14 protein-coding genes are annotated in these 14,160 nt (G+C 66.9%); 5 read left to right on the top strand and 9 right to left on the bottom strand.

Annotated elements, in window-relative coordinates:
• Positions 1–4: 4 nt before the first annotated feature.
• The gene (locus tag AC2FAN_RS04125; protein WP_485172807.1) at positions 5–1,336 is read right to left on the bottom strand and encodes an aminotransferase-like domain-containing protein; all 1,332 of its coding nucleotides are present in this window, start codon (positions 1,334–1,336) and stop codon (positions 5–7) included.
• Between the two features lie 97 nt (positions 1,337–1,433).
• Here AC2FAN_RS04125 and AC2FAN_RS04120 point away from each other — a divergent pair, with 97 nt between their 5' ends.
• The 4 genes from AC2FAN_RS04120 to AC2FAN_RS04105 all read left to right on the top strand — a co-directional run bounded on the left by AC2FAN_RS04120 (position 1,434) and on the right by AC2FAN_RS04105 (position 5,082).
• On the top strand, positions 1,434–2,414 hold the full coding sequence (locus AC2FAN_RS04120; protein WP_485172806.1) for a substrate-binding domain-containing protein: 981 nt from the start codon (positions 1,434–1,436) through the stop codon (positions 2,412–2,414).
• Between the two features lie 96 nt (positions 2,415–2,510).
• The gene (locus AC2FAN_RS04115; RefSeq protein ID WP_485173050.1) at positions 2,511–3,356 is read left to right on the top strand and encodes an ABC transporter substrate-binding protein; all 846 of its coding nucleotides are present in this window, start codon (positions 2,511–2,513) and stop codon (positions 3,354–3,356) included.
• Positions 3,357–3,370: 14 nt separating this feature from the next.
• Positions 3,371–4,285 carry an amino acid ABC transporter permease gene (locus tag AC2FAN_RS04110; RefSeq protein WP_485172805.1) on the top strand — a complete coding sequence of 305 codons (915 nt, stop codon included), beginning with the start codon at positions 3,371–3,373 and terminating at the stop codon, positions 4,283–4,285.
• Positions 4,282–5,082, top strand: a complete 801-nt coding sequence (locus AC2FAN_RS04105; protein WP_485172804.1) for an amino acid ABC transporter ATP-binding protein — start codon at positions 4,282–4,284, stop codon at positions 5,080–5,082. The genes AC2FAN_RS04110 and AC2FAN_RS04105 overlap by 4 nt, the downstream gene beginning before the upstream one ends.
• A gap of 60 nt (positions 5,083–5,142) precedes the next feature.
• Here the strand turns inward: AC2FAN_RS04105 and AC2FAN_RS04100 are convergent, their stop codons facing one another.
• The 7 genes from AC2FAN_RS04100 to AC2FAN_RS04070 are packed head-to-tail and all read right to left on the bottom strand — an operon-like array spanning position 5,143 to position 11,734.
• Positions 5,143–6,450 carry a TRAP transporter large permease gene (locus AC2FAN_RS04100; protein ID WP_476806831.1) on the bottom strand — a complete coding sequence of 436 codons (1,308 nt, stop codon included), beginning with the start codon at positions 6,448–6,450 and terminating at the stop codon, positions 5,143–5,145.
• Positions 6,447–6,989 (bottom strand): TRAP transporter small permease, encoded by a 543-nt coding sequence (locus AC2FAN_RS04095; protein ID WP_265052683.1) that lies wholly within the window; start codon positions 6,987–6,989, stop codon positions 6,447–6,449. Before AC2FAN_RS04095 ends, AC2FAN_RS04100 begins: the two co-directional genes overlap by 4 nt.
• On the bottom strand, positions 6,986–8,014 hold the full coding sequence (locus AC2FAN_RS04090) for a TRAP transporter substrate-binding protein (protein WP_485172803.1): 1,029 nt from the start codon (positions 8,012–8,014) through the stop codon (positions 6,986–6,988). Before AC2FAN_RS04090 ends, AC2FAN_RS04095 begins: the two co-directional genes overlap by 4 nt.
• Positions 8,015–8,059: 45 nt before the next feature.
• Positions 8,060–9,721 carry an FAD-dependent monooxygenase gene (locus AC2FAN_RS04085; RefSeq protein WP_485172802.1) on the bottom strand — a complete coding sequence of 554 codons (1,662 nt, stop codon included), beginning with the start codon at positions 9,719–9,721 and terminating at the stop codon, positions 8,060–8,062.
• Positions 9,722–9,761: 40 nt separating this feature from the next.
• Entirely contained in the window at positions 9,762–10,646 is an 885-nt protein-coding gene (locus AC2FAN_RS04080; RefSeq protein ID WP_485172801.1) for a fumarylacetoacetate hydrolase family protein, read from the bottom strand.
• Between the two features lie 59 nt (positions 10,647–10,705).
• Complete coding sequence (locus AC2FAN_RS04075) at positions 10,706–11,128, bottom strand: nuclear transport factor 2 family protein (RefSeq protein WP_485172800.1); 423 nt, start codon at positions 11,126–11,128, stop codon at positions 10,706–10,708.
• A 24-nt stretch (positions 11,129–11,152) separates the two neighbouring features.
• Complete coding sequence (locus tag AC2FAN_RS04070) at positions 11,153–11,734, bottom strand: VOC family protein (protein ID WP_265052688.1); 582 nt, start codon at positions 11,732–11,734, stop codon at positions 11,153–11,155.
• A 158-nt stretch (positions 11,735–11,892) separates the two neighbouring features.
• On the opposite strand from AC2FAN_RS04070, the gene AC2FAN_RS04065 reads away from it, so the two are divergent.
• Complete coding sequence (locus tag AC2FAN_RS04065; RefSeq protein ID WP_485172799.1) at positions 11,893–12,903, top strand: LysR substrate-binding domain-containing protein; 1,011 nt, start codon at positions 11,893–11,895, stop codon at positions 12,901–12,903.
• Between the two features lie 42 nt (positions 12,904–12,945).
• On the opposite strand, the gene AC2FAN_RS04060 is transcribed toward AC2FAN_RS04065, so the two are convergent.
• Complete coding sequence (locus AC2FAN_RS04060) at positions 12,946–14,154, bottom strand: ABC transporter substrate-binding protein (RefSeq protein ID WP_485172798.1); 1,209 nt, start codon at positions 14,152–14,154, stop codon at positions 12,946–12,948.
• Positions 14,155–14,160: the final 6 nt, after the last annotated feature.

Raw genomic sequence — 14,160 nt, 5'->3', positions numbered from 1 at the left:
GGCCTCAATCGCTGCGGCGCGCAGCGCGCGCCACAGCGGCCGCGACCCGCTCATGCCCATCAGCCAAAATCGCCGTGGCCAGCCGGACATGCTCGGTCGGCCGCAGCGAGCATTTGCTGCCCGGCAGGACGGCGATGCCATGGGCAGCCAGAGTCACCAGCGCGTATTGCTCGGATTCGACGGGGATCCAGATGCAGAGCCCATCGGTCTCCGGCATGGCGACGCCATGCTCCGCCAGGCCGGCCAGCAATGTCCGCCGACGCTCGGCATAGATCGCGCGGGCTTTGGCGACGTGTTGCGCCGTCGCCGCATCCTCGATCAGCCAGGCGGTCGCGGCCTGCAGCAGCCGGCTCGTCCAGCCCGACGAGAAGCTGCGATAGGACTGGATCTGCCGGATGATGTTGGTTGGCGCCGACAGCACGGCGATCCTGAGATCGGGCCCGAGCGACTTCGAGAACGAGCGGATATGGACGACCCGCTCCGGCATGGTCGTTCCCAAGCTGATCGGCGGGTGAACCGAAACATCGCCGACGCCATCATCCTCGATCACCAGGGTTTCGCTGCCGGCCAGCACTGCAGCCAGTTCCTGCAGGCGCCCGCCGCTGACATGCCGGCCGGTCACGGAATGCGTGCGCGGCTGGAAGATGAAGGCGGCAGGACGCCGCGCCAGCGCCGCCGCCAGCTGATCGGGCAGGGGGCCTTCCGCATCGCAGCCGATCGGCAGGATTTCCGCGCCGAGATCCTCGATGATGTCGAGGAGCCGCATCGCGGTGGGGTCTTCGATCGCCACGCAAGCCCCCGACAGCACGGTCGCATGGAGAACCGAGTAGACCGCGTTGTAGCCGCCATTGGTGGCGAGGAAGGCGTCGGGGGCATAGGGCCATTGCGGCAGGACCGCGCCCCGCAGCGCGGGCAGGATCGGCGTGCGCTCGTAGCTGTTCAGGTTCTCGGCCCCGGCCGCATGCGACAGCGCCTCGCGCAGCGGCGGCAGCAGGCCGGCATCGGGAATGGCAAATGAGAGGTCGAGCACATCAGGCGCGAAATGCGCGACGCTGCCCATGCGGGAAGGGCGCGGAGTGGCACTGTCGCCGCTGACCCAGGCGCCGCCGCGGCCGCGGCCCGAGACGATCTTCTGCCGCTTCAGCTCGCTCCAGGCCTCGGAGATCGTGCCGGGACTCACGCCGAGCCGGAAGGCAAGGTCACGCACGGTCGGCAGCCGGAGGCCCACGGGGAGGGCGCCCGAGCGGATCAGGCCGCTGACCTCCAGCGCGAGCCCGCGTGCTGTGCGTTGCGTCAGGCGGCTTGCCAGCCAGGTTGCGTCGGTTTCGCTGGTCATCAGATTCAGAAAAGAATGTTCAGGAACGTAATATCGATTGATCAGGTAAAGTGAACATTTAATCTCGCCATATTCAAGGCTTGGAACGAGGTGTGTGTTGAAACCTGTTATCCGGCTGGCCCTGCGCGACTGGGACTTCATCACGCCGCTGCTGCTCGGCGATCTCGTCCCCGAAAAATTCGAACTGAAGATCGAGCGGCTGGCAGCCCTGCCGGACGATTTCGCCAGCGATCCGCGCTTCGACGCCTCGGAAATCTCGTTCAGCCGCTACACCACGGGCAAGGCACGCGGCGAGACCGGCGTCTTCGGCATTCCGAACTTCATCATGCGCGGTTTCCGGCATCGCTGCGTGGTCACCACGGCGGCGAGCCCGCTGAAGCGTTTCGAGGATCTGCGCGGCAGGCGCATCGGCATCGCCGGCTGGCAGGATTCCGGCAACACCTGGACGCGGGCCGCCTTGGCCGAATCCGGCGTCGGCATCGAGGACGCCTTCTGGGCGGTCAGCCGCCTTGGCGCGGACCATCCGATCACCGACCGTGTCGGGCGCTATGCGCGGCCCGGCCGGATCGAGGCGCTGCCGGGCCAGCCGCCGCTGCTCGACCTGCTCACGGCGGGCGAGATCGACGCCGTCCTGATGCCGTTCATGCCCAAGGGTTTCTTCTCGCCCGGTTCGCCGTTCCGCGCCCTGCTGCCTGATATCCGCGCGGCCGAGAAGGGGTATTTCGACAAGGTCGGTTACGTGCCGGGCATGCACATCATCGGGCTCAAGCCCGAGGTCGCGGCGCGCGATCCCTGGCTGCCGCAGGCGCTCAGCGATCTGCTCGACGAGAGCCAGCGTGTCTGGTTGGAGAAGCGCCGCCGTTACGCCGACACCACGCCCTGGCTGATCGATGAACTGGTGCGCAGCGGACATGATCTCCCGGCGGATTGGAACGCTAGCGGTCTCGGCCCGAACCGGGTGATGATTGCCGCGTTTCTCGATCAGCTGCGGATCCAGGAGCTCGCGGAGACCGATCTGACGCCAGAGACGCTGTTCCCGGCCGCCGGCGAGCTGGCCGAGCCGGAGCGCGTCGCCTGAGCGGCGCCATCTGATCAAAGACATAACGACGAGGGGAATGTCGCCATGAAGACGATCGTGAAATTGGCCGGTGCCGTTGCGCTCTCCGTAGCGCTCATGCAGGGGGCGGCCCAGGCGCAAGACCAATCCATTCAGATCCCGAAGCAGAAGGTGGATGAGACCCTGCGTGCCAAGCTGCCGGAAGCCATCCGCAGCGCCGGCAAGATGACCTCGGTCAACAACGGCTCCTTCCCGCCCTACGAGATCGTGACGGACACCAACAAGATGATCGGCGCCAGCGCCGATCTGGCCGAGGCGCTGGGTGAGCTCTTCGGCGTCAAGATCGAGCATGCGACGGTCAACGGCCTCGCCTCGTCGCTGAGCGGCATCGCGGCCGGGCGCTTCCAGTTCGCCATGGGGCCGATCGGCGATTTCAAGACGCGCCAGGAGGCGAACGACTTCGTCGACTACGTCCGCGAATTCGTGATCTTCGCGGTGCAGAAGGGCAATCCGAAGGGTATCACCAGCCTTGAGGACAGCTGCGGCAAGAAGATCGCGGTGATGTCCGCCGGTTCGGCCGAGAAGGTCATCAAGGCACAGGCCGAGAAATGCGCGGCCGAGGGCAAGCCGGCGCTCGAGGTGATGTCCTTCACCGACCAGCCGACCTCGATCCTGTCCGTGCGCTCGCGCCGGTCCGACGCGTTCTTCTCGTCGCAGGCGCCGCTCAGCTATTTCGTCCAGCAGGCGAAGGGCGATCTCGAACTCGCCGCGATCGGCAAGGCGAACGGCTTCCAGGACCTGTTCCAGGGCGCCGTGGTGCCCAAGGGCTCGCCGCTCGGCGCCGCCCTGCTCGACGGCATCAAGGCGCTGAAGGCGAACGGCACCTATGCCGCGATCTTCAAGAAATGGGGGCTCGAGAACAACATGATCGACGAGCCTGGCATCAACCGGTCGACGAACTGAGCGGCGGCCGAACGATGAGCACCGCAGCTGACATGGCGGGCGATCGGCAGGCGACGTTGCGCGACGTCGCCACCGCCCACCGCCCGGTCGAATGGGGGCGCTGGCTGATCTGGGCGTTCGTGCTCGCCGTCGCGGCCAACTTCGCCTGGATCGTCGCCTGGAACCCGAACTTCGGCTGGCCGGTCGTGGCGCAGTGGTTCACCGCCGAGTCGATCCTGCGCGGGCTCTACGTCACGCTCGGGCTGACGGTCGTCGCGATGGTGATCGGCGTCGCCATAGGTTTGCTGCTCGCGGTCGCCCGGCTCTCGGACGACCGGCTGCTGAGCGGCCTCGCCGGCCTCTACATCTGGTTCTTCCGCGGCACGCCGCTGCTGGTGCAGCTCATCTTCTGGTACAATCTCTCGACGCTCTTTCCCGAAATCTCGATCTCCATCCCCTTCGGCCCGACGCTGGTCAGCTGGCACACCAACGACCTGATCACGCCGATGACGGCGGCCATCGCCGGCCTCTCGCTGAACGAGGCGGCCTATATGGCCGAGATCATCCGGGGCGGGCTGCTTTCGGTCGACAAGGGGCAGGTCGAGGCGACCGACGCCTTCGGCATGACGCGCTCGCGGGCACTGCGCCGGGTCATCATTCCCCAGGCGATGCGCTCGATCGTGCCGCCAACCGGCAACCAGCTCATCAGCATGATCAAGGCGACCTCGCTGGTCAGCGTCATCGCCATGGCCGACCTGCTTTACTCGGTGCAGGCGGTCTACAACCGCACCTTCGAGGTCATCCCGATGCTGATGGTCGCGGTGATCTGGTATCTCGCCATCACCTCGGTCCTGAACGTCGGGCAAGGCTTTATCGAGCGCTACTACGCCCGCGGCGAGCGCGGCTCGACCCAGGCGGCGCCCGTCGTCATCGCGGAGCCCACCCCATGATCCGCAACGCAACCGACGCCGGAGCCGTGCCGCTGGTCAGCGCCCGCAACGTCCACAAATCCTTCGGCTCCAACGAGGTGCTGAAGGGCATCGATCTCGATGTCGCGTCCGGGGAGGTCGTCGTGATCCTCGGGCCTTCAGGCTCGGGCAAGTCGACCTTCCTGCGCTGCATCAACCATCTCGAAGCGATCGATCGCGGCTCGATCATGGTCGCAGGCGAGCAGATCGGCTACCGGCTCGCCGGCGAGCGGCTGATCAAGCTGTCGAACCGGGCGATCGCGGCGCAGCGCCGCCAGATCGGCATGGTCTTCCAGCAGTTCAACCTCTATCCGCACATGACGGCGCTGGAGAACATCGTCGAGGCGCCGGTCGGCGTGCACGGGCACGGCCGCAAGGCCGCGACCGACTACGCGATGGAACTGCTGGGCCGCATCGGGCTGACCGAGAAGGCCAATGCCTATCCGCGCCAGCTCTCCGGCGGCCAGCAGCAGCGCGTCGCCATCGCTCGTGCGCTCGCCATCCGCCCGAGGCTGATGCTGTTCGACGAGCCTACTTCGGCGCTCGATCCCGAGCTGGTCGGCGAGGTGCTGGCGACGATGCGCGATCTGGCCGTGCAGGGGCTGACGATGATCGTCGTCACCCATGAGATCGGCTTCGCACGGGAGGCGGCCGATCGCGTCGTGTTCATGGATGGCGGGCTCGTGGTGGAGCAGGGGCGCCCGGAAGAGGTGCTGGCCAATCCACAGCATCCGCGGACCCGCCTCTTCCTCAGCCGCTTCATTCGCGAAGCGGCCTGAACTTCGATCGGACGGCCCCGCCAGCTTCCAAAGGCCTGACGGGCCGACCGCGCGCCGCCTTCACATGCCTCCAAGATGGCGCGGCAGCCATAGCGCGAGGTCCGGCCAGGCGAGCAGCATGGCGATCAGCACGAAGGGCGCGACCAGGAAGGGCAGCACCCCGCGATACATCGCGCCCAGGCTGATCTCGGGCGCCTGGGTACGGATGACGAAGAGGTTCATGCCGACCGGCGGATGGATCAGCCCGATCTCGACGACGATCACCAGGAGCACGCCGAACCAGATCGGATCGTAGCCCGTCGACAGCACGAGCGGCAGCAGCACCGGCACCGTCACCAGCACCATGCCGATCCCTTCGAGGAAGCAGCCGAGGAAGACGTAGAAGGCGACGAGCAGCAGCATCACCGCAAGCGGCGGCAGGCCGACCGCATCGATGCTCCTGACCACGGACTGGGCCATGCCGGTCTGCACGACGAAATAGGAGAAGATCGTCGATCCCAGCACGATCAGGACGAGATTGGCGGTGATCCGCGTCGTCTCGGTGAAGGCGGTGGCGACGTCTCCGCGCTTGAAGCCGCCGCGCAGGAGCCCCAGCAGGAGGGCGCCGAAGGCGCCGACCGCGGCCGCCTCGGTCGGGCTGAACCAGCCGAGATAGATGCCGCCGAAAGTGACTGCGAAAAGCAGCGCGACATCCCAGATCGACAGCACCAGGCGGAAGGTCTGGGCCCGGCTCTCCGCCGGCAGCTTCGGCGCCGCTTCGGGTCGCAGCCAGACCCAGAGCGCCACGGTCGCGAGGTAGAGGGCGGTGAGCAGAAGACCCGGGATCAGCGCTGCCGCAAACAGCTTGATGATCGAGAGCTGGGCGATGATGCCGTAGATCATCAGGATCAGCGAAGGCGGGATCAGGATGCCGAGCGTGCCGCCGGCGGCGACCACACCCGCCGCCAGCGCCGGCGAATATCCGGCCTTCAGCATCTGCGGAATCGAGATCCGGCTCATCGTCGCCGCCGTCGCCAGCGACGAGCCGCAGACGGCGCCGAAGGCCGCCGAGGCGCCGACCGCCGCCATGGCGAGCGAGCCGCGGATGCCGGCGAAGATGCCGTTGCTCGCGCGGAACAGATCGCCGGATAGGCCGGCCATCGTCGCGAGCGCCCCCATCAGCGTGAACAACGGCAGCACCGAGAGCGAATAAGCGGAAGATAATTCGAGCGGCACCGCGCCGAAGACGAGCCTGGCCTTGGCGAAGCCGTCGATGGCGGCATAGCCGACGAAGCCGACGAGGCCGAGCGCCACGGCGACCGGAATGCGGGCCAGGATCATGCCGACGAGCGTCGCCATGCCGAGGAGGCCAATGGTGGTCGTGCTCATGGCGTGGCCTCCTCCTGGCGATGCAGTGCGGCCGCTTTCGGCTTGTTCTCGCCCCGCGGAAACATCCTGACCTGCGTGATGACGCGGCCCAGGACGACGATCATGGAAACGATGAGGGCGACTTCGATCGTCAACAGGAGCGTCCAGATCGGCACCGGAAGATCGGGCTTCTGGTCGCCGAAGCGATAGGCGTCCATGAGCGGCTGCAGGAGCGTGGCGGCCAGCAGCCCGAGGAAGGCAAGCGTCGCGATCTCGCCGATCAGGATCAGCATCGCGAGCCCACGCGGCCCCGCCGCCGCGTCGAAGATGTCGACCTTGATCTGCTCGTCCCGGCGGAAGCAATCCGGCAGCGCGAGGAAGGCGACGAGAACCAGCGTGACCTCGACGAGATCGAGCGTGCCGTGGATCGGATGGTTGAAGGCGAGCCGCCCGCCGATGTCGAGCATCGTCCAGAGCAGCATCACGGCCAGCGCGATCGCTCCGCAAGCTGTCAGAAGACGCGCCGGATCGAAGCGATGTCCTGCGCCGCCGCCGGTCATTGCGCCCTGCCCACGGCTGCCCGCAGCCGCTCGTAGAAGTCGCGCGCCTTGGGGTTCTTCGCCTCGGCCTTGGGCAGGAAGGCGGCGGCGATGGGCTTGGTCTTCTCCTCGAAGGCGGCCCGTTCGGCGGGTGTCAGATCGACGATCTCGACATTGGCGGCGCGCAGATACTTCTCGCCGTCATCCTCGGCCGCGTCGTAGAGCGCGCCGATCTTGCGCGCGGCCTCGGGTCCCGTGGTCTCGTCGATGATCTTGCGCAGGTCTTCCGGGAGGGATTTGTAGCGCTCGGCATTCATGACCAGCGCGAAGGTGCCGGCGGACGCCTTTACCGGCGTCACCGATTTCATGCTCTCGGCCATCTGGAAGGACTTTGCCGCCTCGTAGTTGAACAGCATGCCGGTGATGGTGCCCTTGGCCAGTGCGTCTGAAAGCTCTGCCGGCGTGACGGCCGCCGGGCTGCCGCCCCAGGCCTCGATCATCGCGGACGCGATCGGCCCGTTGTGCCTGATGCGCAGGCCGCGCATCGCGGCAGGGTCGCGCACCGCGCCGCGGTTGAAGAACAGGCTCACCGTCGGCGTCGCGATGAAATAGAGCAGCTTCGTGCCTTCATGCTCGGCGGCGAGATCGGCGGCCATCCCGGTCACGATCGCGGAGGCTTCGGCAGTGCTGATCGCCTTGGAGGCGGCGCCTTCACCGCGATTGAAGATGTAGGGGATCTGGGTCAGCTCCGTCAGCGGGAAGCGCCCCGGCAGCGCGCCGTGCAGGAAGAAGGCGATATCGGCGACGCCGGTGCGGGCGAGATCGTATTGCCGCGGCATCGGCCCCATCTGCGCGGCGGGGAAGATCGTCAGCTTGAGCCGCCCGCCCGAGCGCTTGGCAAGATCGTCGCCCCACTCTTCGAGCTTCTTGTGAAGCTGGTGGTTGGGAGGCAGGTAATGCGAGACCTTGAGCTCGATGGTCTGCGCGAGCGCACCTGCCGCTGAGAGAGACAGGCCGAACAGGGCGCCCACCAAGGCGCCCGCCATTCCTCGTATCATCGTTTCCTCCCCGATTGTTTTGTCGTTGGTCTTCTATGCGGCCGTGGCAGATACCGGTGCGACCGCTCCCTTTTCGATGGCCCCGGTGACGCGTGCGAGCAGTTCCGCCGCATCTGCCGGCAGGGCGTCGCCGCGCCAGGCGACGTGCTGGTCCGGCCGGATCAGCGCGAACCGCGCAGCGTAACGCGCAGGCAAGCGCCGGTCCCCCGGAGCGAGAACCGTCAGCGGTATTCCGAGGCGCTCGGCCACTGCTGCGAAGCCTGCCGCCTGCTGCGTCTCGCCCGCCGTGACGAGCAGCGTGAAGCCGGAGCCGAAATGGTCGTAGAGCGACGAGCCGTCGTTCAGCCACAGATGCGGCGCGAGGCAGCCGGGATGGGCCGAGGGCACATAGAGCATGAAATGCTCCGGCGGCGGCTCGCTGCCATCCGGCACGATGACCGGCGAATCCGCGTAACGCGAGCCCAGCACGATGCCGAGCGTCCTGAATTCGCGCAGCTTGGTCGCCTCGATGATCTCGCCGACCTCGCGGCGCGTCGCCTCGCCGAGCGGCCCGGGATCTTCCAGCCCCGGCCGGACGAGCTGATTGCCGAGCACGCCGTAATTGATCACCGCTTCCGCGATGGTGCGCTCATGCACCTGGCGCCGCTCCGCCTCGTAGCTCGCCAGCAGTTCCGGCCCGCCCCAGCCCTGGAGCGCGGCGGCGAGCTTCCACCCGAGATCGACCGCATCGCCGATGCCCATATTCATGCCGAAGCCGCCGAAGGGCGGGTGGAGATGGCAGGCGTCGCCAGCAAGGAAGACGCGCCCCTGCTCGTAATGATCGGCAACCAGCTTGTGTGCGACCCAGGGGTCCTTGCCGACGATCTCGATCTCGAGGTCGTGCAGGCCGGTGCCCTGGCGGATCAGGGCGACGGGGTCGACGCTCGCGGGATCGATGTCGTTGGCGAGCTTGGTGACCATGAAGAACCACAGCCCCTGCCCATCCATCGGCCCGAGCAGCGAGGGCAGCTCCTCGTTGATCATCCAGTACATGATCGCCTCGCCATGCGCATGGCGGCTGGCGAGGTCGGGCGCGCGGAAGATGATGTTGTAGTTGCGCGAATAAGCCCTGTCGCCGGTCATCGTCGCGCCGATGGCGTCACGCACCAGGCTGCGCGCGCCGTCGGCGCCGATGAGGTAGGCGCTCCTGACCTGCTCGACCTTGCCCGTCGAAAGGTCCTTGAGTTCGCTGGTGACGCCGCCGCCATCCTGCTTGAAGGAGGCGAGTTCGGTGCTGAAGCTGATGCTCACGCCCGGCAGCGAGGCCGCATGTTCGCGCAGCACCTCCTCCAGCACATATTGCGGCACCCACTGGGCGGATTCCGAATAGAGGTCGTTGCGCGCCGGGCTGCCGTTCAGCGCGTTCTCGAAGCGCGCGAGCCTGGGCCCGGTCATCCGCGTGGCGAAGACGACGTTGGAGGGATAGTCGCGCGGGATCGGCGAGACCTCGCGCAGCCTGTCGGCGATGCCCCAGCGGCGCAGATGCTCGCGCGTGCGGACATTCGTCGTCTTTGCGCGCGGCGCGTAGCCGACCCGGTCGTTGCGCTCGACCACGAGGCAGCGCACGCCGCGGCTGCCGAGTTCGATGGCGGCGGCTAGCCCCACCGGGCCGGCGCCGGCGATCAGCACGTCGATCTCGTTGCCGCTATCCTTCACCGCATGTCCCCTTCCGTCCTGCTCAACGATGCCCGCCCGGTCACGCGGCGGTCTGTGCGGCTGCTTCCTGAGCAATGGGATTGATCAGCAGGCCGATGCCCTCGACCTCGACTTCGCAGACATCGCCGGGCTTCATGAAGAGCGGCGGCTTGCGCGCGCCGCCGACACCGGCCGGCGTGCCGGTGACGATGACATCGCCCGGTTCCAGGGTGATCGCCTCGCTGATGATCGCGATCAGGCTCGCGACATCGAACACCATGGTGTCGGTCGAGGCGCTTTGGACGGTCTGGCCGTTGAGGCGGGTCTCGAGCTTCAGCCCCTTCGCGCCCGGAGGCAGTTCGTCCGCAGTGACCAGCGCCGGGCCGAAGGCGCCGGTGCCGTCGAAATTCTTGCCGACCGTCCATTGCGGCGACTTGAACTGGTACTCGCGCACCGAGCCCTCGTTGAACACGGCGTAGCCGGCGACGAGATCGAGTGCGGCGGCCTTCGGCACATGCTTACCGTGCCGGCCGATCACCGCCGCGATCTCGCCCTCATAGTCGAGCTGGTCCGAGAGATTGGGCCGGATCATCGGCGCCCGATGACCGATCAGCGTCGTCGAGAAGCGGCCGAAGAGCGTCGGATAGTCCGGCTGCTTGAAACCGCTCTCCGCCGAATGATCGGCATAGTTCAGGCCGACGCAGATGATCTTGCCGGGACGCGGCAATACCGGCAGGAAGGTCGCCCGCTCCGGGTCAACCACTGCAGAGGCCGGGGCCTTGTCGAGCGCGGCGGCGACGGCCCCCCGTGCCGCAGGCCCGCCCTCGATGAAGGCGAGCATGCTTTCCGGCAGGCCGGTGCCGACCGCCGAGAGATCGACGAGATCCTGGCCGCGATAGGCCGCCAGCCGGGCCTTGCCGTTGCGGGAGATGGTGGCGAGACGCATTGAAGGCACTCCTTCGGATTGAGCTCAGGTGCCAGCTATCCAGCCGGCTCCGATCGATGTCAGGCTTGGCCGAACAGCACGGACAGGCGCCGCTCCGCGAAGCGCCATTCCCCATCCGGCTCCTTGCGGTAGCGGTCGGCGTATTCGCAGATCAGGAAGGGCGTGGCCGAGCCCGGCCCGGCGCCGTCATGGCGATAGAGCGTCAGCACGACGAAGCCTCGCGCGGTGTCGAGCGAAACGGGCTCGATCAGGATGTTGCTCTGGACGTGCCGCGAGCGCCTCTCGCGCATGGCCGCGCGCTCCGCACCCCAGGCGGCGATGGCCGAGCGCCCGACCTTGTCGGGGCCGACGCCATAGAGCGTGGCATCCGTGGTGAAGAGCTCGCCTATGCAATCCGACTCGCCATGGTCGATCAGCCAGGCATGGCGCTGGATCAGATCCTCGATCGCCGCGCGATCCTCAGGGTTCAGTCGGGCTGTCATCGCTGACCAACCTCCGCCCGGCCGTCAGATCGGCAGGCCGAGATCGGGCGGCGCGCCAGCCGGTTCGTAGTCCCCCTTGCGCATGCCCGTATGCAGCGCTTCGAAGCCGGCCCCGCCTTTATGAGCCTGGTAGACGCGCTCGGGGTCGAAGAAGGTCCCGATCGGGTTTTCCCTGAAATCCGGCGACGTCCGCATCCATTCGCTGGATTGCGCCCAGTCGCCATAGCTGTCGCATTGCAGCTCGACGAAATTGCCCTCGGGATCGCGATAGTAGATCGAGATCGTCATGCCGTGGTCGAGGCAGAAGGCCGGCAGGATGCCCTCGTCCCGCAGCCGGGCATAGGACGACATCAGGTCGGCGAAGCTCTCATATTCGAACGCGCTGTGGTGCATGCCGTTGTGGCTGCGCTTGTCGGGATCGTCGCCGAGACCGGGCGCTGACAGGAAGGCGACGCGGTGATTGGCAGCGTCATTCGTGGTCCAGGCATTGTTCGCGTCCTGGAAATTCGGCGTGGAGCCGACCACCCGGCCGTACCAGGCGACCATCTCCGCGAGGCGGCTGGTCTTGAACGTGACGTGATGGAAGGCGGGCTTGATGATGTCCATGCGTTCCTCCTGCGGCGCCATTCTTCCCGGGAGGGCGCGGCGCCTGCGTTTTCGGTGGAACAGAGCTAGCGGACGAGCATATACCTGAATAGATGACAAGAATGCCGGAGCGATAGCATTTTGATATCGCTCCGGTGCGCTGGGCGCGAGGCCGGATCATGAAGCTTCATCACTTCGAGGAAGTCGTCGCGATCGCCGAGCGTGGCAGTGTCAGGGCGGCCTCCCGCCATTTGCGGATCGCGCAGCCCGCGCTGACGCGCAGCCTCGCCATGCTCGAGCGTGAATTGGGGGCGCCATTGTTTGAGCGGCGCGCCCGCGGCGTCGTCTGCACGCCCTTCGGCCAGGCCTTCATCGCCCGTGCTCGCTCGATCCTGTCGGAGATTCGCCGCACGCGCGAGGAGATGGAGCAGCTGCGCGGAGCCGGCACGGGCACCGTGACGGTCGGCCTTTCGATCGCTGCGCATCTCGCGCTGCTGCCGTCGAGCCTGCGGCCCTTCCGGGCGCGCTACCCGAACATCAAGCTGCATATCATCGAGGGCTTCTATCCCACCCTCGAAACGCGACTGCGGGACGGCTCGGTCGATTTCTACATCGGCCCGGAGGGCGGGGCGCAGGCCGTGCCTGAACTCAGCCTCGAAGTGCTCTTCCAGAACCGCCGCGTCGTGCTCTGCCGGGCAGGGCATCCGCTTGCGCGCGCGACATCGTTGCGCGAACTCGTCGGACAGGACTGGGTCACGACGTCGATCACGGCGGACGACAGCGCCGAGATCAACGCGTTCTTTGCCGGCCACGAGCTGCCGGCGCCGCATCTGGCCGTGCGTAGCCAGTCCGCGCTGACCTTGCTGACATGCCTCGCCAATAGCGACCTGCTCGCGATGGTGCCGAGCCAGTGGCAGGATTTCGAAATGACGGGGCAAGCCCTGACCACGATCAAGATCGTGGAGGAGCTGACCGCGCCAGCGCTCGTCGTCGTGCGCCGGGCCGATCTGCCGCTGACGCCGGCGGCACTCTATCTTCTCGATCTGATGCGGCGGGCGAAGTCGCGGCTCGCAACGCCCGGCAGCCGCCCTCCGCCGGAACCCCAACTGCAGAACGCCGTGACGGCCGGCGGTAAGGCGACGCCGGCCGGTCGTTCTGAAGCCGGATCCGATCAGGTTGAATCAATCTGATCGAATTCGGCTGTAACTCAATGATACACCTTGTTTTTCGACTTAGCGCTTGAGAGCAGGACAGGCGCTTTCGCTCAGCGGCCGGAACGCCTGGTCGCCCGGAATCGTCGCGAGGACATCGTAGAGATCCCACTCGCTTTTCGACTCCGAGGGCTGCTTGGCGCGGAAGACGTAGAAGTCATGGACCATGCGGCCGTCCGCGCGCAGCTTCGCGTTGCGCACGACGTCGTCCTCGATCGGCAGCTCGCGCATCTTGGCGATCACGGTCTTCGCCTCGTCGGACTTCGCGGCGGCGACAGCCTTCAGATAGTGCCGGACCGACGAATAGATGCCGGCCTGGATCGCCGACGGCACGGCGCCATGCGCGGCCTTGAAGCGCTCGGAGAAGGCGCGGGTGCGCTCGTCGAGGTTCCAATAGAAGCCTTCGGTCAGCACGGTGCCCTGCGCCGAGGCGAGGCCGACGCTCTTGACGTCCATCGCGGTGAGAAAGAAGGCGACGAGCTTCTGCTTGTCCTGCCCGATGCCGAAATCGCGCGCGGTCTTGATGCCGGCGACCGTGTCGCCCCCTGCGTTGGCGAGCGCGATGAAGTCCGCGCCCGAGCCCTGCGCGGTCAGCAACTGCGACGAGAGATCCACCGCGGGAAAGGCATGCCGGATCGACCCGACATAGGTGCCGCCCTTGGCCGTCACCAGAGTCTTCGCGTCGGCCTCGAGCTGGTGGCCGAGCGCATAATCGGCCGTGACGAGGAACCATTTGGTGCCGGGCTTGGTCAGGTAGTTCGCGACACCGGCGACCTGGACGTAGGTGTCCCACATCCACTGCACGATATGGTCGGGCTGGCAGGCATCGCCGGTGAGGCGCGCCGTGCCGCCGGGGAACAGGCCGACCCGGTTCTTGTCCTTGAGCAGCGGCGGAATCGCGAGCTGCAGCGAGGCGTTCGACATGTCGGCGAGGACGTCGACACCCTGCCGGTCGATCCATTCGCGTGCGATGGTCGAACCGATATCGGGCTTGTTCTGATGGTCGGCCGAGACAACCTCGATCTTCATGCCGGCGCATTCGGCCTTCATGCAGTCATCGACGGCCATCTGCGTCGCGACGATGGAGCCCTTGCCGGTGATGTCCGAGTAGACGCCCGACATGTCGGTGAGCACGCCGATCTTGACGGAGCCTCCCGAAATCTCGGCGCGGGCCGCGACGGCGAGGCACAGCGCGGATACGCCGGCCAATGCTGCGATGAAGCGTTTCATGGTCCC

This window comes from Allobosea sp. RIT-PG3_2 (genome assembly GCF_057321085.1).
Note: the sequence above shows the minus strand (reverse complement) of the source record. Positions and strands in the feature narration are given on the sequence as shown.